General features: G+C 55.7%; 24 protein-coding genes. 7 read left to right on the top strand and 17 right to left on the bottom strand.

Features of this window, described 5'->3' with window-relative positions; all coding sequences use genetic code 11:
• Positions 1-239: 239 nt before the first annotated feature.
• Positions 240-1,991 (bottom strand): adenylate/guanylate cyclase domain-containing protein, encoded by a 1,752-nt coding sequence (locus tag GOX66_RS08190; protein WP_170761427.1) that lies wholly within the window; start codon positions 1,989-1,991, stop codon positions 240-242.
• A 142-nt stretch (positions 1,992-2,133) separates the two neighbouring features.
• On the opposite strand from GOX66_RS08190, the gene GOX66_RS08185 reads away from it, so the two are divergent.
• Positions 2,134-3,210 (top strand): SNIPE associated domain-containing protein, encoded by a 1,077-nt coding sequence (locus GOX66_RS08185; protein ID WP_170761425.1) that lies wholly within the window; start codon positions 2,134-2,136, stop codon positions 3,208-3,210.
• 138 nt (positions 3,211-3,348) lie between these two features.
• Here GOX66_RS08185 and GOX66_RS08180 read toward each other — a convergent pair whose 3' ends face one another.
• Positions 3,349-4,263 (bottom strand): LysR family transcriptional regulator, encoded by a 915-nt coding sequence (locus tag GOX66_RS08180; protein WP_170761423.1) that lies wholly within the window; start codon positions 4,261-4,263, stop codon positions 3,349-3,351.
• 101 nt (positions 4,264-4,364) lie between these two features.
• Here GOX66_RS08180 and GOX66_RS08175 point away from each other — a divergent pair, with 101 nt between their 5' ends.
• The gene (locus GOX66_RS08175; RefSeq protein ID WP_174822676.1) at positions 4,365-5,561 is read left to right on the top strand and encodes an oxidoreductase; all 1,197 of its coding nucleotides are present in this window, start codon (positions 4,365-4,367) and stop codon (positions 5,559-5,561) included.
• Positions 5,562-5,999: 438 nt separating this feature from the next.
• Positions 6,000-6,713: a hypothetical protein gene (locus GOX66_RS08170; protein ID WP_170761421.1), complete on the top strand. Its 714-nt coding sequence runs from the start codon at positions 6,000-6,002 to the stop codon at positions 6,711-6,713.
• A 259-nt stretch (positions 6,714-6,972) separates the two neighbouring features.
• Here GOX66_RS08170 and GOX66_RS08165 read toward each other — a convergent pair whose 3' ends face one another.
• From GOX66_RS08165 to GOX66_RS08130, 8 genes are all read right to left on the bottom strand, one after another.
• On the bottom strand, positions 6,973-7,272 hold the full coding sequence (locus tag GOX66_RS08165; protein ID WP_237212539.1) for a hypothetical protein: 300 nt from the start codon (positions 7,270-7,272) through the stop codon (positions 6,973-6,975).
• Positions 7,273-7,694: 422 nt separating this feature from the next.
• Positions 7,695-9,095, bottom strand: a complete 1,401-nt coding sequence (locus GOX66_RS08160; RefSeq protein ID WP_170761419.1) for a DUF1963 domain-containing protein — start codon at positions 9,093-9,095, stop codon at positions 7,695-7,697.
• Between the two features lie 226 nt (positions 9,096-9,321).
• The gene (locus GOX66_RS08155) at positions 9,322-9,798 is read right to left on the bottom strand and encodes a DUF411 domain-containing protein (protein WP_170761458.1); all 477 of its coding nucleotides are present in this window, start codon (positions 9,796-9,798) and stop codon (positions 9,322-9,324) included.
• 93 nt (positions 9,799-9,891) lie between these two features.
• Complete coding sequence (locus GOX66_RS08150; protein WP_170761417.1) at positions 9,892-10,383, bottom strand: c-type cytochrome; 492 nt, start codon at positions 10,381-10,383, stop codon at positions 9,892-9,894.
• Positions 10,384-10,387: 4 nt separating this feature from the next.
• On the bottom strand, positions 10,388-11,287 hold the full coding sequence (locus tag GOX66_RS08145) for a c-type cytochrome (RefSeq protein WP_170761415.1): 900 nt from the start codon (positions 11,285-11,287) through the stop codon (positions 10,388-10,390).
• 9 nt (positions 11,288-11,296) lie between these two features.
• Positions 11,297-11,890, bottom strand: a complete 594-nt coding sequence (locus GOX66_RS08140; protein ID WP_170761413.1) for a c-type cytochrome — start codon at positions 11,888-11,890, stop codon at positions 11,297-11,299.
• A gap of 55 nt (positions 11,891-11,945) precedes the next feature.
• Entirely contained in the window at positions 11,946-12,284 is a 339-nt protein-coding gene (locus GOX66_RS08135; protein ID WP_170761411.1) for a hypothetical protein, read from the bottom strand.
• A gap of 203 nt (positions 12,285-12,487) precedes the next feature.
• A complete protein-coding gene (locus GOX66_RS08130) occupies positions 12,488-12,754 on the bottom strand; it encodes a helix-turn-helix domain-containing protein (protein WP_170761410.1) in 267 nt (88 codons plus the stop codon).
• Positions 12,755-12,950: 196 nt separating this feature from the next.
• Between GOX66_RS08130 and GOX66_RS08125 the strand changes: the two genes are divergently transcribed.
• Positions 12,951-13,478, top strand: a complete 528-nt coding sequence (locus GOX66_RS08125; protein ID WP_170761409.1) for an RNA 2'-phosphotransferase — start codon at positions 12,951-12,953, stop codon at positions 13,476-13,478.
• A gap of 83 nt (positions 13,479-13,561) precedes the next feature.
• The gene (locus tag GOX66_RS08120; protein ID WP_170761407.1) at positions 13,562-13,873 is read left to right on the top strand and encodes a hypothetical protein; all 312 of its coding nucleotides are present in this window, start codon (positions 13,562-13,564) and stop codon (positions 13,871-13,873) included.
• Here GOX66_RS08120 and GOX66_RS08115 read toward each other — a convergent pair.
• The 3 genes from GOX66_RS08115 to GOX66_RS08105 form a co-directional block, all read right to left on the bottom strand.
• Positions 13,870-14,013, bottom strand: a complete 144-nt coding sequence (locus GOX66_RS08115; protein WP_170761405.1) for a hypothetical protein — start codon at positions 14,011-14,013, stop codon at positions 13,870-13,872. The genes GOX66_RS08120 and GOX66_RS08115 overlap by 4 nt on opposite strands.
• Positions 14,010-14,336 carry a hypothetical protein gene (locus GOX66_RS08110; RefSeq protein WP_170761403.1) on the bottom strand — a complete coding sequence of 109 codons (327 nt, stop codon included), beginning with the start codon at positions 14,334-14,336 and terminating at the stop codon, positions 14,010-14,012. Before GOX66_RS08110 ends, GOX66_RS08115 begins: the two co-directional genes overlap by 4 nt.
• Before the next feature lie 210 nt (positions 14,337-14,546).
• Positions 14,547-14,849 carry a YciI family protein gene (locus GOX66_RS08105; RefSeq protein WP_170761401.1) on the bottom strand — a complete coding sequence of 101 codons (303 nt, stop codon included), beginning with the start codon at positions 14,847-14,849 and terminating at the stop codon, positions 14,547-14,549.
• Positions 14,850-14,937: 88 nt separating this feature from the next.
• Here GOX66_RS08105 and GOX66_RS08100 point away from each other — a divergent pair, with 88 nt between their 5' ends.
• Positions 14,938-15,813, top strand: a complete 876-nt coding sequence (locus tag GOX66_RS08100; RefSeq protein ID WP_170761399.1) for a LysR family transcriptional regulator — start codon at positions 14,938-14,940, stop codon at positions 15,811-15,813.
• Positions 15,814-15,929: 116 nt separating this feature from the next.
• On the opposite strand, the gene GOX66_RS08095 is transcribed toward GOX66_RS08100, so the two are convergent.
• From GOX66_RS08095 to GOX66_RS08085, 3 genes are all read right to left on the bottom strand, one after another.
• Positions 15,930-16,727 carry a hypothetical protein gene (locus GOX66_RS08095; RefSeq protein WP_170761397.1) on the bottom strand — a complete coding sequence of 266 codons (798 nt, stop codon included), beginning with the start codon at positions 16,725-16,727 and terminating at the stop codon, positions 15,930-15,932.
• Positions 16,728-17,146: 419 nt separating this feature from the next.
• Positions 17,147-19,564 (bottom strand): DNA topoisomerase (ATP-hydrolyzing) subunit B, encoded by a 2,418-nt coding sequence (gyrB, locus tag GOX66_RS08090; RefSeq protein WP_170761395.1) that lies wholly within the window; start codon positions 19,562-19,564, stop codon positions 17,147-17,149.
• A 102-nt stretch (positions 19,565-19,666) separates the two neighbouring features.
• A complete protein-coding gene (locus tag GOX66_RS08085; RefSeq protein ID WP_170761393.1) occupies positions 19,667-20,239 on the bottom strand; it encodes a TetR/AcrR family transcriptional regulator in 573 nt (190 codons plus the stop codon).
• Between the two features lie 99 nt (positions 20,240-20,338).
• Here GOX66_RS08085 and GOX66_RS08080 point away from each other — a divergent pair, with 99 nt between their 5' ends.
• Positions 20,339-20,905: a carboxymuconolactone decarboxylase family protein gene (locus GOX66_RS08080; RefSeq protein ID WP_170761391.1), complete on the top strand. Its 567-nt coding sequence runs from the start codon at positions 20,339-20,341 to the stop codon at positions 20,903-20,905.
• Here GOX66_RS08080 and recF read toward each other — a convergent pair.
• Positions 20,902-21,999 carry a DNA replication/repair protein RecF gene (gene recF, locus GOX66_RS08075; protein WP_170761389.1) on the bottom strand — a complete coding sequence of 366 codons (1,098 nt, stop codon included), beginning with the start codon at positions 21,997-21,999 and terminating at the stop codon, positions 20,902-20,904. The two genes, GOX66_RS08080 and recF, sit on opposite strands and share 4 nt — an antisense overlap.
• Between the last annotated feature and the right edge of the window lie 21 nt (positions 22,000-22,020).

Raw genomic sequence — 22,020 nt, 5'->3', positions numbered from 1 at the left:
AAAACGACCGCAAAAATCGCCAATAAACTCTTGCAATGCAGGAGCCACCCACAGACGCCGTGCTTGCAGCGAGTCATTTGCGGCGGCGCAGAGGTTTTCACCGAACTAGTCGTTCAACTGCGTCGATTTCACCAGATTTTGAATCGCCCATTCGCTGTGGTCGTTTCCGACAACCGAAACGCGCAACGAAGTTATCATTCAATACGGGTTTCCCGAGTCCGGCAATGAACACGACATCGTCACTCCGGTAGCCCAGCTTTTCGTAGACCGTCAAGATAGTGTTCTAGTGCCGGAGCGTGAGTGTAGAGATGGCACCGCCGAACCATTGAAACAGAAAAGTCGGGACGGTGAATTAAGCACTCACCAAATACACGCGCAGCTTCCTCCGTTCTGCCAGAATAGCCAAGACCAGCAAGAATGACGGCGTAACGGGACCATTGAAATCCTTGCTGCTGAAGCGCTTTCCTGCCCCATTCAATCGCCAGCGGATAATCGTGCTTCAATAGGTAAGCCTCGGCCAGCCTTACCATATACGATCCCATATGCTGGTCACGAGGGCTAAGGCGAATGGCGCCTTCCAAATGCGGGATAGCGTCATCGGCATTTCCTAAGAATACAGCGGCGGCTCCAAGCCCGTAGTGCGCCCAGGCAAGACTGGGATTGAGTTCAATAGCCAACTTCAGATCTGGAATTGCATTTTCATGCTCGCGGCTGACGATCCGGGCCTTACCCATTGCACAATGTGCCGCGGCATCATCGGGGTCCAGTTCCACCGCCATCCGGGCAGTTCGAAGTGCACGTTCGCAATTCTCCGCAGGGGTATCCGTCAGACCCAGCACCACCTCGTAGTAATAAGCATCCACCAAGCCGGAACAAGCCAGCGACAAGCAGGGATCTTGCGAAAGAGCTGCCTCAAAGTGCTTTCGCGCTTCCGTAAGGTCCTCTTTAGTTCGCTTGTAGAGATGCCACATGCCTCGCTGGTAAACGTCCCATGCGTTCAGATTGCCGGATTTCTTGGATGTCGCGCGCTGTTGCTCTGCCTTGTCCAATTCAGGCGCAATGGCCGCCACGATTGCTCCCGTCACTTCGTCCTGGACAGCAAAAATATCCTCTAGAACCCGATCATACCGCTCGGCCCAGATTTGCTTTTCAGAAGCTGCATCGATTAATTGAGCGGCAATCCGAATGCGGTTTCCCCCTTTTCGGACGCTTCCATCTAGCACATACCGCACGCCAAGCTGACTGCTGATTTTTTTCACGTCTATTGTTTCGCCCTTGTAGGCGAAACTTGAGTTGCGCGCGATCACCATCAACCATCGATTTCGGGATAGGGCGGAAATGATATCTTCTGAAACACCGTCAGCAAAATACTCCTGATCATTTTCGCCGCTCAAGTTGTGGAAAGGAAGTACGGCAACGGTGGGCTTCTTCAAACTCGAGCTCGGTGTTGGAGTAACACCCGCTGGCTGAACGGCACCACTCAGCGCTATTTGATATGCACGAACGGGTTGATCTACATTCTTGAGTTCGAGATTGCCCAGGTCTTCGAATTCGGCCTCGACTTTTCCTGCTACTTGTCGATACGCGTCTTCGGAAAGGCAGATACAATCTGGCTCAGCTTGGGCCTCAAGTCGAGCCGCTATATTGACGCCCTCCCCCAATAGATCATCGCCGTCAACAATGACGTCGCCTAGGTTAAGCCCGATACGAAAACTTAGAGGCTTTTTTCCGTCACTCGTCACCCTGCCCTGAATTAGCGTCCGTTGCCATTCAATTGCACAGGTGATCGCGTCTACGACACTGGCAAACTCAGCTAGCAACCCGTCGCCCACGAGCTTGAAAATTCTCCCATGGTGTTGAGCAATAAGGGGTTGGATTACTTTACTACGAACAGCCGATAATCGTTCAAGTGTGCCTGCTTCGTCTTGCCCCATAAGGCGCGTATAACCAACCACATCTGCAACGAGAATAGCGGCAAGCCGGCGTTCCAAGAAAACTCTCCTATCAGTATCAGGTTACCTCTGAAACAGACAAGAATCCATGCCGACTGAATTTCGCGCGAAATGCGGGTTTTGTCAGAGTTTTTAAACTGTCAACTCAAGTATAAACCCGACACCGGGAGTTTTCTATGGGATGGCCACGTACGGTACCCGCCTGGCGTTTGCCGAATTTGGTGTCTACGAGCCCCATTTCGATTTTGGAGACAGTGAGGTCTACAAGGAGAGAACCAAAGAGATACGCGCCCGTCTAAAGGCGATAGCATCGGCCAAGGAGGCGACCATCTACCCAACGGGCTGGACTGTCGAAGGCAGTCGGGCAAAAGGGCAAACCATGATCAATCGCCGGTCTCGATTGACCATGCGCGCCTTCAACAACGAGTGTGAGGCGGCGAGTGCGAACACACGTTGGCACAATGTGGTCGCCATGGAAAAGCGAGTATTGAGTGTTTTGAAAGCGATCACCAAAGAAAACACCTCCATGAATCTTCACATCAATGAGGAATACGTGGCGCTCAAAATTGACGAACTGCACTTGACCCATGAATACCGTGAACAACTGAAGGCCGAGAAAGACGAACGCGCCGAACTTGCCCGGGCGGAACGAGAGGAAAAGAAGCTTCTTGCAGAGGCCCGAGCCGCTGAGAAAGAAGAGCGGAAATATCAGGAACTGCTCGAGAAAGCGCGCAAGGAAGCCGGTGGTGGTGAGACCAGTGAAGCCATGCAGATGAAAATCCAGGAACTTGAATCTGCGCTGGAACAGGCTCACGCGCACAGCGAACGCGCCCGTGCCATGGCTGAGATGACCAAGTCTGGATACGTCTATGTCATTTCCAATGTCGATTCATTTGGGGAAGACTTGGTCAAAATCGGCCTGACCCGGCGCCTTGATCCCAATGATCGGGTGCGCGAACTGGGTGATGCCAGCGTGCCATTCGGTTTCGACACGCATGCGATGATCTTTTCCGAAGGGGCACCGGCACTGGAATCGGCGCTCCACAAGGAGTTTGCGAAGCAATGCGTAAACAAGAGAAAAGAGTTCTTTCGCGTTTCACTTGATGAGGTGGAAGACGCTGTAGCCCGACTCGCGCCTGACGCCAATTTCTTCAAGGATCGCGAAGCTCAGGAATGGTATGAGACCATGGCCCGAAGGAAAGAGAAACTGATGAAAATCAAAGACTCAGAGACAGACGAGCTACCTGCCGAGATTTAACTTCAAAGTTTCCGGCAACTTGTGAAACAATTCTGGCAGTGGGTTGTGAATGGGCGTCAGATCAATCTGATAAGCGTTGAGCAAATTGTTCAGACCGGAGCAATCGGCAACCGCAACTTAAGCCTCAAGGTCAATTTTCTAGCTTTGAGCAAAATGGCTGGTGGCCTTACCAGCGAAACGATCGGTCAAAAAATCAACTAAGGACCGAACTCGCCGTGGTAGGAAGGGCATTTTCGGGCGTAGAACGAAGATCCCACCGCCGGCGCTCGGTTCCGCAAGATCGGGCAGAACCGGGAGCAGGCGACCCGTGTGCAAGTCATGGGAGGTGAGAAACTCCGGCAGCCATGCTATGCCGCGTCCCGCGCGGCACGCCGAATGGATCGCGTCGAAGCTGTTGCAGGAAAATCCTGGACCAAGCCGGGATAAACCGCCGACCGATCGCATGATGCCCCAATCCGAAAGGTGATTTTCCTGGCCAAGGCGCAGACATCTGTGCATGGCAAGCTCCTCTGGTTGCCGAGGAGCACCGTGCTGTTCGAGATAGGCGGGTGCGGCGCATAGAAACCGCCGATTGTTCATCAACTTCCGGGAAACGAGGGATGAGTCAGGCAAGACACCGCTGCGGACCGCGATATCAAAGCCCTCTCCGACCAGGTCAACGATTTTGTCCGTCAGCAGCAATTCGATTTCAACCTCCGGATTGAGTTCCATGAATTCGATCACCAAAGGGACCACATGCAACTGACCAAGTGCCGCCGAACTTGTCAGGCGGATCGTGCCGTGCAGGTTGCCGGCATTATCGGCAATATCCTCTTCCAATGCCGTCAGACGGGCAAGAATAACCCGTGCTTCCTCGACATATCGCTGTCCCGCCTCCGTCAAAGTCATGCGCCGGGTCGAGCGGATAAGCAGAGGCACCCGCAAGCGCTGCTCCAGTTGATGCACCCGCTTGCCCACGGCAGATGGTGTGTATCCCAAAACGCGGGCAGCGGCCGAAAAACTGCCGTGATCAACCACGGCCAGTAGGATTTCCAGTTCCGTTCTCTGCGTCATCTGTTCCAAAAACTATCAAAAGTTGATCCAATTTACAGGATTTTCGGAGGAGCTTGTCCAAATTATCTAAGACGGAGATTGAAAAACCAAGGAGAATCGCCTTGCCCACCGCTTCGAACATCGCCCTCTTCACCCCGCTTACTCTGCCGAACGGACGTGTGTTGAAGAATCGGATCATCAAATCGGCCATGTCGGATTCTCTGGCGGATGGCCGGGGCAACCCGACCGCTGCACAGATACGCCTCTATGAACGCTGGGCGGAGGGTGGCGTAGCTGCGTCAATCATCGGTGAGGTGCAGGGGAATTCGCATTACCCCGAAAAACCGGGTAATTTGGTGCTCGACGAAGGGTCTGATACGGTGGCATTCCGTGATTTGGCGCGGCGCGGGTCGGTTAACGGGGCACAGCTCTGGCTGCAACTTGGTCATGCCGGGGCCCTGGCGCATCGGCCGATCAGTCAACCCAAAGGTCCAAGCGCTATCGACTTTCCCGATTTCCAAAGCGAAGCCATGTCGCTTGCTGAGATTAAAGCCATTCCAGATCATTTTGCCCGCACGGCCCGCCGTGCGGCCGAGTTGGGACTTGGCGGCGCTCAGATCCATGCAGCACACGGATTTCTCCTGAGCCAGTTTTTGTCCCCGCTCTTTAACCACCGGGCGGATGCCTATGGCGGATCGATCCAGGCGCGGATGCGTCTGCTGATCGAAACGGTCGAAGCCGTTCGCGCCATGGTTCCCTCTGACTTTGCGGTGACGGTCAAATTGAACGCCACCGACCAACTCGACGGTGGGCTTACAGAAGAAGACGCGCTCAGGGTGGTTGCAGGGCTGGAAGGTAAAGGCGTTGACCTGCTGGACATCAGTGGCGGAACCTATTTCCCCGGCGCACCATCAAGTTCCGAACGTGCGACCAAAGGCCCATATTTTATCGACTTCGCCCGGGCAGCGCGTGCGTTGACATCGACCCCACTCATGGCCACCGGAGGATTCAAACATCGTGAAGAGGCCGAGGCTGCGATCCTTTCGGGGGATGTGGATGCGGTGGGTATCGCGCGCGGCTTCGTCCTCGATCCTGATTTGCCCGGAACATGGCAGGCAGAAAAGGGAGATCCTGCCTTCCCTCGCTTCGCCGCTCTGCCGCAGGGAGGGATGACGGCATGGTTCACCATGCGAATGACGGATCTCGGGGAAGATCGGGAAGGAGCGATAGATCGGGACATCGCCCAGGCTGTCATTGAATATGAAGAACGCGACGGGCGGCGCGCAGAAATCTGGAAGGCAAGGTTTGCTTGTCGTTAAACCCATACAAAGGCAAGCCAAGCATAGTTTGAGCAAAAACAACTACTTATAATAGACTACGTGATGATCTATGCCGAAGAGGCATCGGCATTGTAAATCACCTTACCCCACAAAAATATTTCGTGGGGTAAGGTGATGATCAAGAACACCCGGCAATCGGGACAACTACCTTAACGGATCTTCTGAGACCCCTAAAAGACGGTCCGGTCCCCAACCTTTGTGGATCACCCGAACTCAAGCCCATCGGCAATAAGACCTATTGGTATGGTCAATATTGGATTGGCAAAGAAATCATCGATCAAAATATCGGTGAACACAGTGAACATCTCAGAGATCAGATCTCCCGCCACAAAACAATCGTCGCAGCAGAAAAACAGGCCAGGCGAGAACGAGCCCCCCTGATGCGGATCCTCAGAGCAGTGGGGTTTATGATGACCTATGCGGGAAGCGGCCAGGTATTATCCTCCATGGCCAAGCTTGGCGAATTTCGCATGGGAGAAATATTGGTCGGCACCCAGTCTTTCCGAGCTTACCAAGGACAGCTCGGCGATCAAATCGGCCCTCGCATTCCGATATGTCTCAGTTCACCCGCAGAGGCGGTTAGGAAATTGTTTTCTATCGCAATTTTTTCGAGGTTCATGTGCATCCCGCTTCCTTCAATATTCTCAGCATCTCCACCTTTTCGTCCGTACTCGCAGCCTCATCCCGCAGCATGGACTCAAAGACATCACGACGTTCCCAGATGATTGGGATGCCGATCGCAGGCAGCGCGGCTTTGATAATTGTCCTTGCCAACGGTATGACACTCGCTACGAGGTGCAAAACTATAAACGAAGACACAGAATTTGGATCCGATCCGGCGTGCTGCTCGAAACTGACATTGGCGCCATCAAACCTATCTTCGACAATGTCATGCAGAACCCGCAGTTTGTCAGCGCGCATCTCAATAGCCAGTCGATCCTCCTCGCTAAGCTCCCTAAATTTGAATCTTTTCATAATCATTGGAAACGCTACGCTTGCTTCTTCGGTCCCAGCACCAAAAACTCGGCGCGTTATGAGAAAAGCCTCACATTCAGGAGCCTGGCACGCCATTTTCTCTATGAATACGTCGGCTCTGATCTAATGTTCCTTTTCAGCAGGCTCATCGGGTGACTATTCACCGCTCGGCGTAGAAACGACGCGCATATTAGCCCCTTCTCGCAACAAACGACCTTCAGCTCTCAGTCAACGGTGGAACAGTTTTAAGAGATCACCACTCGTCCGAGAAATATTACTCTGGGCCCTTGGCAACAGCAAAAGGGCGTAGCGTAACAAACAACTAAGCCTCTGTTTTGCAACAACGATTTTTCTGACTGTTTTTTCGCGCTGACCCTATTTTTGGCTATTCTGAGGGGCGTAGCGTAACCAAGGCCTATGAGAGGTGTTGGACATTCCCAACCCGCCGTCCCTCAGACTTCTCCGCGATTGCAGGCAGATCGTTGTCCGCTCGGGGCCGATGCCCACAGCCAGATAGTCCAGTGCGACTTCGATGACCGCGACGCACCTTGTCGGGATCATGCGCGTTGTCGGTCAGGGCTTGCGTGTCCGCCAAGAGCAGGAATTGTTCATGGCTGTCTTGATAGCGCAGGCGATTGGAAAGCGATCCCGCGTAATGGCCGATATGCAGCGGTCCCGTTGTGCGGTCTCCGATCAGGATGACAAGTTTGGTCATATGCGTGTCCTCGTAGATTGTGAGGCACCGCATTGGGAAGCATGGATACCAAAAGACCGCCCAAGCGGCGGCCTCGGAATATATGGAATTGTCCGACCGCCTTATTTCGCGGCCAGCCACCAGAGTGTCGAAAGGAGCATCAGGTTATCCATGCCGACAGCAGTATTGTCGGAAGAGAATGCCGTCAAGCTGACACCGTGGATGATTCAACCGCAGATCGCTTCACATAACACCCGTTCAGCGACATTCCCGGTTCGTTACGGTGACGGAGTTCCCGCCGGGGTTGCGCGTTTCATCCCCTGCCTGACCCGTCAGCATGCTGGATTTCGACCCTGCGTTTCTCGCGCAAGACCAAGATAAGCCCGGAGTATTCTGTCATGGTTTCGATGTTTGTGAAGCTGAAATCTCTGAAGTCGGTTTTGTTACACTGAAGTGTGCCAGACAAGCTTACCTGTCTCAAAAAAACCTTCACTCATATCCTCTCTCAGGCACCAGATCGAAAAGCCATGCTCATGCTCTCTCAGAATGCCCAAAGCGTCATCAGATCGGAAAGTGATCAGACAATCCATACCGCGCAGTTCAACAGGATGCGTTGACGGGGGCAATGCGCGTCCAAACAGACGATGGAATCTGTATCCCGTGAGGACATCGGACAGAACACACTGTAGATACGAAGGTATGTCTGCGAGGTCGTCCTTTTCGAAACCGCCTTTCCTATTTTTGACGTGCGCACGCAGCTGCTGAGAAATAAACGTGTCCTGGCTTGGTGCAAGCGCCCATTTTATCGAAAATTCACCAAGTTGTTCAGCAAATGCTCTCCGCTTCTCGAGGATGCTCTTCAGTTCATCCTGGTCGATTGGAGTATCAGGTGGCATCGCCTCTGCTTTCGCCACAAATTGATCGAAAGCTTCAAAAAACTCAGGGCCAAACCTTTCCATTGCCGCATAGTGCTGTGCCATCCGCTTGTCATGGCCTTCCAGGGGAGGCGAGTTTTCGTCACGTTGCGACATCTTCTGGTCAAACTCCTGCCGCCACTTGTCGTCATAAGTGCGGTTGTAGGCAACGCGCTGGGCTTCGCCTGCTGCAATTCCCCAATTGGTGATCCACTCTTCGGCGGGTGGGTCGATAACCGCGCGGTCCTCGCCAGCGTCCATCTCGTAATGCAAATCGAGCGCCCAACGCGGGAACGTCTTTCCAAGATCGAAGAACCCGGCATCATTCAGATCCGGAAGATCTTCCGGGGCCTGCCTTGGCTGCGCTTTCTGCATCTGCTCCTCGGTCAGTTGAACAACGCGATAGCTACCCGCATCCTGGCGCAGGAAAGACACAAACAGAAGCAGCGCCCCACTGTCATTCAATTTGACAGGCTTTGGCTCTGACAAGGCACCAAGGTCGATCTGAAGAACAAAATGCATCGGCCTCCCGTCAGGGTCGCGCGGCCATGCGTGAGCAATCGGCAAAAGCGGCAAACCACCAAACCAGGATCTTGCGGATTGGTCTGCCTCAAACGGTGAACGGAGGTGCAAAAACCAAGCGGGCAGTTCCGCGGCACGATCAGCCTCACCATCCATAGCGAGAAGTTCGCTGTTTCGGAAATCATCGTCCTTGGTGTTCCAGACGGTTTCCTTCTCGGGTGTTGTGTCCAGCTTTGTTTCTTCCGGCCAGTGCTTGACAAGAAGACCGACAAAAAAAAGGGCAATGAAAAAAAACAGGCACAGAACGCCTTGCGCCAATGATATTTCACGTAGCTGAATGCCAATGGCCGCAATTGCCACAAACATGAAGGCTGCCGCGAAGAAAAAGGTGCTTATTATCTTTTGCATGGGCGGATCGTTCAATCGAAGCATTCAATTGACCCACATCTAAACTTGAATTTTAGCAACCTAAAGCAGAATTATACGCGACCAAAATTCAACCTTCTGTCGGTAGCCAACGTCGGAATTAAAAGGGCTCCGGCGCAACTGGCGCCGGGGCCTTATTTGTGTCCCACCAAACGGAATGCGTCACCAGGAGACCCACCGTTGATACCCAAAAACCGGATGCCGTGGATCAGGCCGCCGCGTAGTGATTGAACACTTCTGTGGTGCCATCCTTGCGGATCAGGAAGACCGAATAGGCCTCTCGCTCGCTCTCCGGCCCCATACCGGGCGAGCCATAGGGCATACCGGGCACGGACAGCCCCACCGCATCGGGGCGCTCGGCCAGAAGGCGCCGGATATCGGTTGGCGGCACATGGCCCTCGATGACGTATCCCTCGACCAGGCCGGTGTGACAGGAGGCCATCTCCTCCGGGACACCCTTGGTGGCTTTATATTGAGACAAGGTCTCCCAAGAGGCGTTCTGCACCTCCATCTCGAACCCGTCGCGTTGCATGATGTCGATCCAGGCGCCGCAACACCCGCAGTTCGGGTCCTTGAGGACCTCTACCCGCGGTTTGGCCGTTGCCAGAGCCGGCGAGGCCAGAGCGATGCCGGAGGCACCGAGGCCTGCCAAGAAGAAGCGGCGGTCGAGTGTCGGGGTGGTCATGTCATTTCCTTTCCGTTTTCGCGCCTGCGGTGTGACGATGGTTCTTGTGACCGAAACCGCGGGCAAGTGTCATGATATGTGTCAAGCGGGCGGTCATGAGCCGCCCTGCATCTGTTCGCTTTCGGTGCGCACCGCCTGCATCTCGCGGATGCGCTCTGGCCAGGTGGATTTAATATAGGCCAGGATGTCCCAGATCTGCTGGTCGCTCAGGCTGTCGCCAAATCCCGGCATGCCGCTGGCAAAACCGGACACGCCGCGGGCTTCCAGCGCCGCTTCACCACCCTGTTCGGTGTAGTCAAACAGCAGCGCATCCCCGTGATGCCAGGTATGGCCGGTCTCGTCATGAGGCGGGGCAGGCATTGTGCCTTCCCCATTTGGGGCCCGCCAATTAGGTTGCCCTTCCAGATCGGCACCATGGCAGGACGCACAGAATTCGGCATAGAGCCCCGCGCCCTCCTCAACATTGGACTCTTTCGGTTGCACTGGCGGCCCTGCCTGCGTGTTTGACGGCGCGAGCCACGCGACTGCAGCTCCAATGACAACATTCCCGGCCAGGGCAAATGCAGAGATGGTTCCGGTTTTCATTGCCTCATCCCCCTTCATGTTCGTCCATCAGATAGGTCGCGATAGCCGTCCGGTCGGCCTCGGTCAGGAAACTTGTGCCGTAAAGCACGACCTCACCCATGGATCCGCCAAAGGCGTCCCCTTCGGGTGTGATGCCGGTGCGCAGGGCATAGGCCAGGCTGGCCACGTCCCATCCCCTGTCAGCCAATGTCCCGTGATCGATGGCTGGTGCTTTCTCACCGCCTGGCAGCGCATCGCTGCCCCTAAAGTGCTCCGTGTCCGACTTGCGCGCACCAGCGATGTTGCGCGCTGTATGGCAGGCCGCGCAATGGCTGGCCCCCTCGACCAGTTCGCGACCCCGGTTCCAAATCTCGTCCTTACCCACCACCGGCTCTGTCCTTGGAAGCTCCAGAAAAGCGGCGCGCCAGAGTTTCAGCCCCCAGCGCTGGTTGAACGGAAAGCCCATCTCGAGCGGGCGCGATGGTTCGGTGACCGGTGGCACGGTTTGGAAGGCGGCCCAGAGATCGGCAACCTCCTGATCCGAGAAGTTGGCATAGAAAGGATAGGGGAAGGCCGGGTAGTAGGCGTGCCCGTCAGGCGAGACCCCTTCGCGAACGGCGCGAGCGAATTGTGTCTGGCTCCACCCCCCGATTCCGTGGTCCGGGTCGGTGGTGAGGTTCGGCGAATACAGCGTGCCAAACGGGGTTTCCAACGCCACTCCGCCCGCCAAAGGCGCTCCGCCTTTTGCGAAATCGGTATGACACGCGATGCAGCCGGAGGCGCGGGCCAGATAGGCACCGCGGGCGACATCCCCCTCCAGGGTGATGGGCGTGAAGGGCCGGCCAATCGGCCAGGCCATCAGGCCGGCAAGACTAACTGCGGCGATAACAGCGCCAGCCAGCCCCAGACGATAGAACATACGCATCGTCCTGGCCTATTTCTCGACCCGGAAACGAGTATGGCAGGCCGAGCAGACCTGTCCCATCATGGCGAAAACCCCGTCGGCCGGCATCTGGGACAGGTCCATCATGTCAGATCCTGCGCCGCCGCCCATCATGCCACCCCCCATCATGCCACCGCCTATCATGGAGCCGCCCTGACCGCCCATCATACCGCCGACAGCAGATGTTTCGCCCGCCATCATCAACCCGTTTTCGGAAGCGTCCGCCAATCCGTCCGCCATCACGCGCAGCTGATCGGCCAGTGCTGAAAACGCATCCCAGTCCTGCCAGATCTCAGGCTTCGCCTCGGACGGCGCGTCAAGGCTGCCTTCCGGGAACAATTTGGTCAGCGCCTCGCCGGCATGCCGGCTGATATCCTCCGAACGTTCGCGCACAACGGATGCATCATAATCGACCTGCCCCCGCATCATCGGCGTCAGCACTTTCATCGCCTCTTTCATCACGCCCATGCCATCCATGCGTTCTTTGACAACGCCCGTGGCACCGCCATGTGCAAACACCGATTGGCTTGCCACAACCAGAACGGACGCAACCACCACGCCCAGCAACAGTTTTTCAGTTTTCATCGGATTTCCCTGTCTGATTTATCTCATCACGCCAAAGGGCGTGTGCGGATACGGATCAGATCAGGGCTTTGGGTGGCGGCGGATCAAAATTCGAAACCACCGGGATGCCCTTCGTCGCGCGCGGCAGGCCATACCGTTCGCTGCATCCCAATAAACCCGCGTTCAGATTCGACAGTTGGACGATCGCAGGACCGCTGCAGAACGCCCCACCGTGACAATGGACCTGGTGGTCCTTTGCGGAATGTTCAGCGTGCGTTTGGACTTCGACGGAAACCACGGAGGGCTCATGTTTTCCATGGGCCTCAGCGACACCGCCGGACAAAAGCAGAGCAGCGGCGAACACGCCGACCGCGACGAGCATCAGCCCGATCCATCTGAGATTGTCCAAAAGCACTGCTCAGCTCATCCCATTGTCTTGTTTCAACTCTCTTACCGAGGCGATGATGTTCCCAACGTCCGCGCGGGTCAAGTCTTCGACCAGCGGCAACTCGCCGAACCGACGCTGATGCGCGTTCACGCGCCTCTATCCCCTAGCGTTGAGCCCGAGACCGGCAGTGATATCTGCACCGACAACTTCCATTCGGCGGCCCGTCATGATCAACGCCCGGAATACCGCCAGCAAGACGTTTTATAGCACTCTACCTCGCTCTTGGAAGGCAGATCACCGGACGGCGCCTCAAGCCGATCGATCTGTTCGACGGAGAATCCCGAGACATCCGACAGCGCTTCTTTCGTGAACCCCGCCAGCTTTCTCAGTTTCAAGAGCTCCAGGGCAAGGTCCGTCTTCTCTTGATTTTGCGCGAGAAGCTCTTTGAGTTCTGGCCTCTCCCCCAAAATCTCTTGCTTCAGTTCTTCGACGCTCATACTGATTCCTTTCCCAACCAACCCCTCCAAATCGGTGCCATGCTACTAAAAATTGCCTGTCCGGGCACCCGTTGCAGCGTCATCGCCAAACATGACTGACAAGGGATACGCGTAAAGCCGGTCAATCCCGCCAATCGCATGTTGACACATCCGGGCCAGAACCGTCCAAATGCAGCAAAAATCGGAAGCGCCGATCATGTCGAAACAAAGCAAGACTCTTTCAAGGATCCTGCGTCACGAGCCTGAACTCGTCGGACTGACCCTTATGCCGGGCGGCTGGGCGCGTATTGACGATCTTTTACGCGGAATGAAACGTATCGGTCAGCCGCTGAATGTCGCGGAGCTGCGCAAAATCGTACAGGACAACGATAAAAGGCGGTTCACAATCTCGGACGATGGGACACTCATTCGCGCGGCTCAGGGACACTCGGTCGATGTTGACTTGGGTCTCGAAGCCATAGCGCCGCCGGAAATCCTGTATCATGGCACTGCCAGATCAATTCTGGACAGCATTTTCAGCGAAGGTCTGAATCCCGGAAGGCGGCAACAGGTCCACCTTTCTCCTGATCCTGAAACCGCTGAAAAGGTAGGGCAACGGCCCGGTAAACCGACCGTCATTCGGATTGAAACTGGCAGTATGCATCGGGACGGTTATGCGTTCTATCGGGCGGACAATGCGGTTTGGTTGACGGATTTCGTCCCTGCGCAATACCTGGGTTTCTAATCTGACCGCGATACTTGCAAAACGGACGGGCACCTTAACCCAGCGGGCTTACTGAATGAACATGGCGATGGAGGGCAACGGTCGTGAGCAATCCATCTTTGAAACAGCGGTTCGAATGTCTGGGTGCTGTCAGGGAAATCGACCAGGTGCGGTCCGGTTCGTCAGAAAACACTGCCCTGATCCGAAAGCGGGGCAGTGAAGCGCAAGTGCCGTCGGCCGCGATAGCCTTGGCACGTCGGGGTGCCTCCATGCTCAAGGCGAAGCGTTGCCTGGAGGGTTTCTTAAAAGATGGTCAGGCCGCCATTCACCTGCGGACCGTGGAAGACCGAGGAGCACTGCAGGCAGATCTTGCGAAGGCTGGTATCGGCACGCGGTTCTTAACAGCGGATGCTTAGGCTCCTTCTTCAGCTTCCAATTGTCCAGTTTCAGTAGTCTTGTCGCTCACCACAAGCACAAGCTGCACTATTGAAATCGGCAATGCGGTGGCAATGATACAAGCTCCGTCAATTGCTTGCCCTTGGTCACCAGCAATCAAGCATCCTCCTCGCCCTCGGTCGTTGCATCGGTATCTGTCTCGATTGCCTCCGTCAGAGCATCCCTTTTGGGTTTCAGCGCGCCTGGAACGTCGAAATTTGGGTGGCGGCCATCCTCAATCCTTTCAAGAATGGCACCCACTGCTGAAGCGGCAACAGCTTCTTCAGCCACTGCTTCTGCGCTGTCACGACACCAAACATTTGATCTTTTGATTTTCTGTTTCAGCAAATCGTCCAGACAGCGCTCCAATTCGTCTGCAGGAACAAACTTGCGCAGAAGTGCAATCAGGTCGGCGCGGCTGAGAGATTGGAGCTTGCTGTCCATTCTGAGACCATAATCCAAAACGAGGCCCAGAGCCATGTTTGGTAAGGACTTCGCCAGAAGCTGACGGAGCCAGGCGGCGGCTGAAAATTGCAGATACCGCCCGTTGATATCTCATGCGAAAAGGTGATCTGAACGAAATCAACAATCGCCGTGTGCTCTGCTGCTCATGCTGGCAATCGGAACTGAATAGTAGACGGTCCCTCGCAAACCTCAGGAAGAGATCAACCCCCTGCCGTCCCGGTAAACCTGCTTCCAGGGCAGAATGGAAAAGGAGGCCCTGAGACCCGTCGGCCAAAACGGATCGGCGTGGATCAGCTTCTCGACCTCACTTTGATCCTCTGCCTCAACGATCCAAAGACCATCGCGCCCTCTGTTCTCGCCGCCCGTCAGTGGTCCGGCGGCTTCCACGGCCTCGGCGTTGTCTTCGAGGAAAGCGATATGCTCTTTCATGTGAGCCGCCCGAATACCGGGATCGGCATCAGCTGCATCTTCAAACAAGACAACGAATTTCATTTAGGATCCTCATTTTGCTGTGCCAAGTGATTATGGCAGGGCAAATTTGCTGTTTGGAAAAGTCATTTTGCCATCCTAATCTGCAACAATGCAGGATCATGATTGGGATGACTTCAAATATCTGCTCGCGCTGCACAGAACAGGCACGCTGTCGGATGCGGCACGGCGGTGCGGTGTGAATGAAACGACGGTCACACGGCGTTTGAAACGGCTGCAACAGGCGCTGGGAACGACCCTCTTTGTTCGAAATGAAGCGGGTCGGCACCAGTTGGCGGAAGCAGCGCAGCAAATACTCGATCACGCTGAAACCATGGAACGCGAAAACACGGCGCTAAGAGAGCATCTGGATCAGTCCTCCCGCCAGGTTGGAGGCACGATCAGGATCAGCGCCGTTCCCGTGATCATCAATCACGTTATTCTGCCTCACCTCGGAAAGCTGGGCGACAAGCATCCCCACCTGACCGTCGAGCTGGTTCCTGAATCGCGAAACATCGACCTGACAAAACGCGAGGCCGATTTGGCCATCCGTTTCTCCCGCCCCGAACAGGGCGGTTTGGCGACAAAGGCCAAAAAACTCGGCGAATTGGGGTTTGATGCGTATTGCGGATCGCAGCTGACACCGGAACAGCAGGATGGTGCTGACTGGATTTGCTATGACGACGCATCCGCATCCCTTCCGCAAGCGCGATGGACAGAGGAGCTTCGAAAGCACCTCAAACAGCGCCCAAGCAGTTTCCGGGTTTCGGACATCGATACCGCTCTGGAGGCAACGGCAAGAGGCTATGGGAAAGCTGTCCTGCCGAAGCTGGTCTACGGCGCGGACAAAAGGTTTCGTTGCATCGGCACAGAGCCGTCGAAGTCAGGCATGACGCGGGATTTGTGGTTGTTATCTCACGCTGACGATGAGACACGTTTGTCAATCAAAGCAGCCAAATCCTGGTTGGCTAAACTACCGTGGGTTTGAACGGATTTTCTCTCTAATTGCGAGGCATTCTCCCGACCTAGAGCGCGTGATGGATGCGTATCCTTAAAACAACCCCATATGTGGAGAGGCCAGGCAGGCCTCTCCTGTTCTTTATGTCATGCAGCGCGGCGCCTTCTATCACGCTCTTCGATCAAAGGTTTGATCGGCCGCTCTGCCATATTGAACTCTGGGTTAGGGCTACTATTGAAATAGCCCTGCACATACTCCGGAGAGTGAGCGTGGAACCCTGAAAAAAGCGCGGCAGCAATCAGATTGGTGTTGCTGACATAACTCTCTGAAAGCAGAACTTCCCCAAGCAAAGAAAACGCAAGTTTTTCGGCGATTTGTTTCAAGCCGTAACTTGCGTGACGCATGTTTGGATTCTTGAGTGGTTTGATGCACGAGGTGAATGCTAAGGCTTGAAGAAATTCACGCTGAGGTTGGATCTGCATAAGTTCTATCCGGCGCTCACTCAGGTCTTTTTGGATTGCGTTTTGCACGGCGCTCCACCGCTCTTGGATGGGCAACCCTGCGATGATCTGCTCGCGTTCGTTTCGCTTAGGCTCCAAACACCCCAACCCAAAACCCCAATTGTAAAGAAGTGGGTTTTCCCGGGCAACTTTCGGCCGAGCGGCTGTAGCGAGCACGGCATAAAGGTCGAAAGCTGTGAAACTGTGTCCACGCTCGTTTGCGAATTCAAATGCTGCGGCGGGGTCAAGGTCAAACTCAATCTCACTGCCACGCGAATGGTTGAGAGACGCCTTAAGCGATGCCAAGGTCCTAAAGCCGCATCCTCGGGCCAGAATTTCAAGACGATGTGTAGGCGAAATGGCCCGATGATGCAGCTCGGCAGCCGCTTTCAGTAACGGCAGGTCGGTTTCGCAAAAATGGAATTTGATCTTCGTTTCGATCATAACAGTTCTCCAGGGAGTCGCAGTCGCCGATTACACACAACCCAGGATCTGATTGATCGAAGTTGTTTAGCTTTGTGTGATTGAAGTTCAACCACCAAGAATGAAAGAAGGTTTGACCCAGCGACAGGTCAGGGGTTCACCCGGCTGTGAATATGGCCTCGATGCCCATCAAGCACAAGGCGGCGTTCAAAAAATTGTCCAAAGGCACCACTGATGTTCAGTTTCAGGGTCTGTAGCAGACGGCCCAATTCAAGCTTGGGACAACCAAACCGAAGAACAAGCAACAAACGAAGTTCTTCTTCCCTGATGGAAGGAAATTTGATCGCCAATTGAATGCAGGTGTTACTGAGATCGTTGTATGCACGCCAAATCAGCGATCCTATGGGCATCGCGAGCGATTATGGGGATCCTACAACACGCTAAAAGTCCAAGTTCTCAACGCTCAGGGCGTTTTGCTGGATGAACTCGCGGCGGGGTTCTACCACATCACCCATTAGCTTGGTGAACAGATCATCGGCTTCGACCATGTCATCAACGCGAACCTGCAAGAGTGTACGCGCGTCAGGGTCCAACGTGGTTTCCCACAATTGATCCGGATTCATCTCTCCCAGACCTTTGTAGCGTTGCAAAGACAGCCCTTTTTCACCCTCTTCCAGAATGGCGCGCAGAAGCTCCAGCGGGCCGTGGATTACCTGGTTGCGGTCACGGCGGACCAGGGTGGCAGGAGTGTTGTAGACCTCTTGCAGGCTTTGCGTGAAGCTGCCGGTTTTGCGCGCCTCGCCTGAGCGTAGCATCGGGCCATCCAGCGTGCGGACTTCCTCCACGCCGCGCAGGATACGTGCCAGGCGGATGCCGTGATCCTGGGTGATCCTACCCTGCCAGCCACGCTCATATTCCAGTGCGATCAAGTCGAGCCGCGCTGCAACCTTGTCAGCCACCCCCTGAAGGTCGGCATCCACGGCACCGGGCACAAAGGCCCCGGCCACTGCGGCCTGTTCCAGAATGTGACGCGGGTAATGGGTCGGGAAGGCATCCAGCACGCGTTTCAGTTGACGCGCCTCATCGACGATGCGGGTCAGGTCCTGACCGATGATCTCCTCGCCCGATCCAAGTTTCAGAACTGCGCCTTCAACCCCTTGATTGATCAGGTAATCATCTAGCGCCGCCTGATCTTTCAGATACACTTCGGACTTGCCACGCGATACTTTATACAGTGGCGGCTGCGCGATATAGAGATATCCGCCCTCGATCAGTTCCGGCATCTGACGATAGAAGAAGGTCAGCAGCAACGTGCGGATATGCGCGCCGTCCACGTCCGCATCGGTCATGATGACGATCTTGTGGTAGCGCAGCTTTTCGACATTGAATTCATCGCGCCCTATCCCGGTACCCAACGCCATGACTAGGTTGCCGATTTCCTGCGACGACAGCATCCGGTCAAACCGCGCCCGTTCGACGTTCAGGATTTTCCCGCGCAGGGGAAGAACAGCCTGCGTCAGCCGGTCCCGACCTGTCTGCGCAGATCCACCGGCCGAGTCCCCCTCGACCAGGAAGACTTCGGTCTTGGAGGGATCTTTCTCGGAACAATCTTTCAGCTTACCCGCCAGATAGTTCACATCCATCGCTGTCTTGCGGCGGGTCAGTTCGCGAGCCTTACGGGCGGCTTCGCGAGCCAGAGCGGCTTCGATGATCTTGCCGACGATGGTCTTGGCCTCGTTGGGGTTTTCTTCGAACCATTCGGCCAGTTTTTCGTTCACCATCCCTTCGACCGCCGGGCGAACTTCGGAGCTGACCAGCTTGTCCTTGGTCTGCGACGAGAATTTCGGATCGGGCACTTTGACCGACAGCACACAGGTCAGACCTTCGCGGGCATCATCGCCGGTAAAGCTGACCTTCTCTTTCTTGGCGATCCCGCTGGATTGCGCGTAGTTGTTGATCGTCCGGGTCAGGGCACCGCGGAAACCGGCCACGTGGGTGCCGCCATCGCGCTGCGGGATGTTGTTGGTAAAGGGCAGCACCGTCTCGTGATAACTGTCATTCCACCACATGGCGATTTCAACGCCGATATCGTCGCGCTCACCCTTGATGTAAATCGGCTCAGGCATTGCGGCTGTTTTCGAACGGTCCAGATATTTGACGAATTCTTTGACGCCGCCCTCGTAGAACAGCTCGGTCTCCAGCCGCTCCGCTGGGCGCTCGTCGATCAGGATGATCCGCACGCCCGAGTTCAGGAAGGCCAGTTCGCGCAGACGTTTTTCCAGTGTCTCGAACGAGTATTCGAGATTCGAAAACGTGTTGGTCGAGGCCAGAAAGCGCACTTCGGTCCCTGTGCGATCGCCACATTCGCCTACGACTTTCAGGTGTTCGGCTGTTTCACCGCCTTCAAAGCGGGCGACGTGTTCCTTGCCCTTGCGCCAGATGCGCAACTCCAACCAGTCCGACAGCGCATTCACCACCGAAACACCCACGCCATGCAGACCGCCCGACACCTTGTACGAGTTGCTGTCGAACTTACCGCCCGCGTGCAGCTGGGTCATGATAACCTCGGCGGCGGAAACACCCTCTTCGGGATGGATATCCACCGGAATTCCGCGGCCGTTGTCACTGACCGAGACGCTGGAATCGGCGTGAATTTTCACCGTTACATGGTCGGCGTGACCGGCCAAGGCCTCGTCAATTCCGTTGTCCACGACCTCGTACACCATGTGGTGCAGACCCGAGCCATCATCGGTATCGCCGATATACATACCGGGGCGCTTGCGGACAGCCTCCAAGCCTTTGAGAACCTTGATAGAATCCGCGTCATATTCTTGTGGTGCCTGTGCGTCTTCGGACATGCCGTTAGTACCTATATTATTTTGGTAACTTATACGTTTTCTGGTGGGGAATGTCACGCGATCCCCCAACATTTTGTGGTCGGTTTTGGCATTTCCTGCAGGTCATAGCCGATCAAGGTCTGCGGCGATATCTGCCGCAATTTCAGCCGCATTCACATCGCTGCGCTCGGCCGACAAACGCAGGCCTAAAAGGTCGGATTGATACCGCGCGGCAAGACGGTCCGGATCACGACCCGAGCCAATTTCACCGGCCTGTTGTGCCCGATGAAACAGCGTGGAAAAACACGCCTTCATTTCGACCATGTGCTTGCTCGCCTGTTCAGCGAGATCGTGGCCTTTCGCCTGCAACTCGGCATAGGTCTTGGCCAACATACAGGCCCGCACGGGCATTTGAGTGGAATCGACCACAGCCCTCGGCTGCGCCTTGAGCGCCTCGAGGGGCCCCAGTTCATCGGCCAGCACCAAAAGGCGTGCCACGCCATCTTGCGCGTATCTTTCCAGCGTCAGCGCATAAAGCGCATCCTTGGATCCAAAAGCCGCATAGAAACTGCCCGGCTTGAGATCCAACTCACGCTCCAGATCCTTCAGCGATGTCCCAGCCCAACCCTGGCGCCAGAAGATGTCTCTGGCTTTCACGATCAGCGCGTCTCGATCATATGCGGGTTTGCGAGGCATTTGCTTCACCAATTCTTGAACGTTCGCTCAAATATATACTTGAGCGATCACTCAAGAAAGACTATTTCGAACTCATCCGCCAGAAAAAGGAGTTCCGACATGGCCAACTTTCCCTCGCACGACCTCGAATCTGCCCCCGAAGAGTCCAAGCCGCTGCTGGAAAAATCTCAGGCTGCTTTTGGTCGCCTGCCCGGCCTGCATAAGGTGATGGCCGAAAGCCCGCAGCATCTGGAAGGCTATCAGCTTCTGCACCAATTGTTCCTGCAGACCGATTTCGACAATGACGAGAAAACCGTCGTCTGGCAGACCATCAACGTAGAAAACGAATGCCATTACTGCGTACCCGCCCATACCGGCATCGCCAGGATGATGAAGGTTTCGGACGAAATCTCCAACGCGCTTCGTGACGAGACCCCACTGCCCAACGCCAGGCTTGAGGCGCTGCGCACCTTTACTCTGCAGATTATGAACCAGCGCGGCAACGTGACGGACGAGCAACTGCAAGTCTTTTTTGACGCGGGCTATTCGCATCGCGCGGTTCTGGACGTGGTTCTGGGTCTGGCACAGAAAACCATGTCGAACTACGTCAACCACATGGCGCAAACGCCGGTGGATGAAGTTTTTCACCCTTTGCTCTGGAAACGCAAAGTCGCCGAGCCTGCCTAGGACGACACGACCGAGCCGCCATCGCCTTCGGTGACGACCAGCGTCTGGACCCGGTCGCCCAGTTCCGCAAACAGTTCAGGCCCGGTGCCCGTCATCCAGGCCTGAGCCCCCAGCGCGCAGATCTCATCATATAGCGCCGCCCGCCGTCCTGCATCCAGATGCGCGGCCACCTCATCCAGCAAAACAATCGGTGGCGCGCCAATCCTACCGGCCAAAGCTCGTGCGTTGGACAGGATCAGCGAAACCAGCAACGCCTTTTGCTCTCCGGTCGAACAATCCCTGGCGGGCACGCCTTTGGCCGCGAATACGCCACACAGATCAGATCGATGCGGCCCGACCAGCGTCCGCCCAGCCGCAAGATCGCGAAAGCGACTTTCACTCAACGCCCCGCGCAGGTCGTCCGCAGTTTCAGGCATCGCACCTTCAGTTTGGATAAGTTCCAACTGAGCAGACGGAAAAGTCGTTTCGGCCTGATCCTGAGCTGCGCGCAAATGATCCAGTGCCGACATCCGCGCCGCATGTATCCGGTGCCCCGTCTCGGCCATCTGTCCTTCCAGCGCCGTATACCAATGGGCATCCCGCACCTGCTCTTTCAATAAGCGGTTCCGTTCCCGCATCGACTTTTCGTATGCAAGTGACGCCTCGGCATGGGCCGGATCAAAGCTTAGTGCGATCCGGTCCAGGAACCGGCGCCGTCCTTCGGCCCCTTCGATCCACAGTCGGTCCATTGACGGGATCAGCCAGACCACACGCGCGAGCTTGCCCAGATCAATCTGGCTGGCTGCCTTGCCGTCAATCCGAACCTGCCGCGCAGCGCCGCCTTCTGACCAGGTCTCGATCTCATAGTTCTGGTTCTGCGCCCGCAACAACCCGGACAGTTTCCATCCCAGCGCCTCGGGCCGCCGGGTCATCTCGGCCGCGCTTGCCCGCCGCAGGCCACGCCCGGGCGAGAATAAAGACACAGCTTCAAGGAAATTGGTTTTACCCGCCCCGTTTGGCCCATGAATGGCCACTGGCCGCCCATCCAGCGCCAACCGCGCCAGCTTGTGAGACCGAAAATGCGAGACCGTAAGCTCGGTCAGGGCCAAAGCCATGACCCCTCCCTTCATCTTTTC

Origin of the sequence: Ruegeria lacuscaerulensis (assembly GCF_013031245.1) — a bacterium.
GTDB classification, from domain to species: domain Bacteria; phylum Pseudomonadota; class Alphaproteobacteria; order Rhodobacterales; family Rhodobacteraceae; genus Ruegeria; species Ruegeria lacuscaerulensis_C.
Note: the sequence above shows the minus strand (reverse complement) of the source record. Positions and strands in the feature narration are given on the sequence as shown.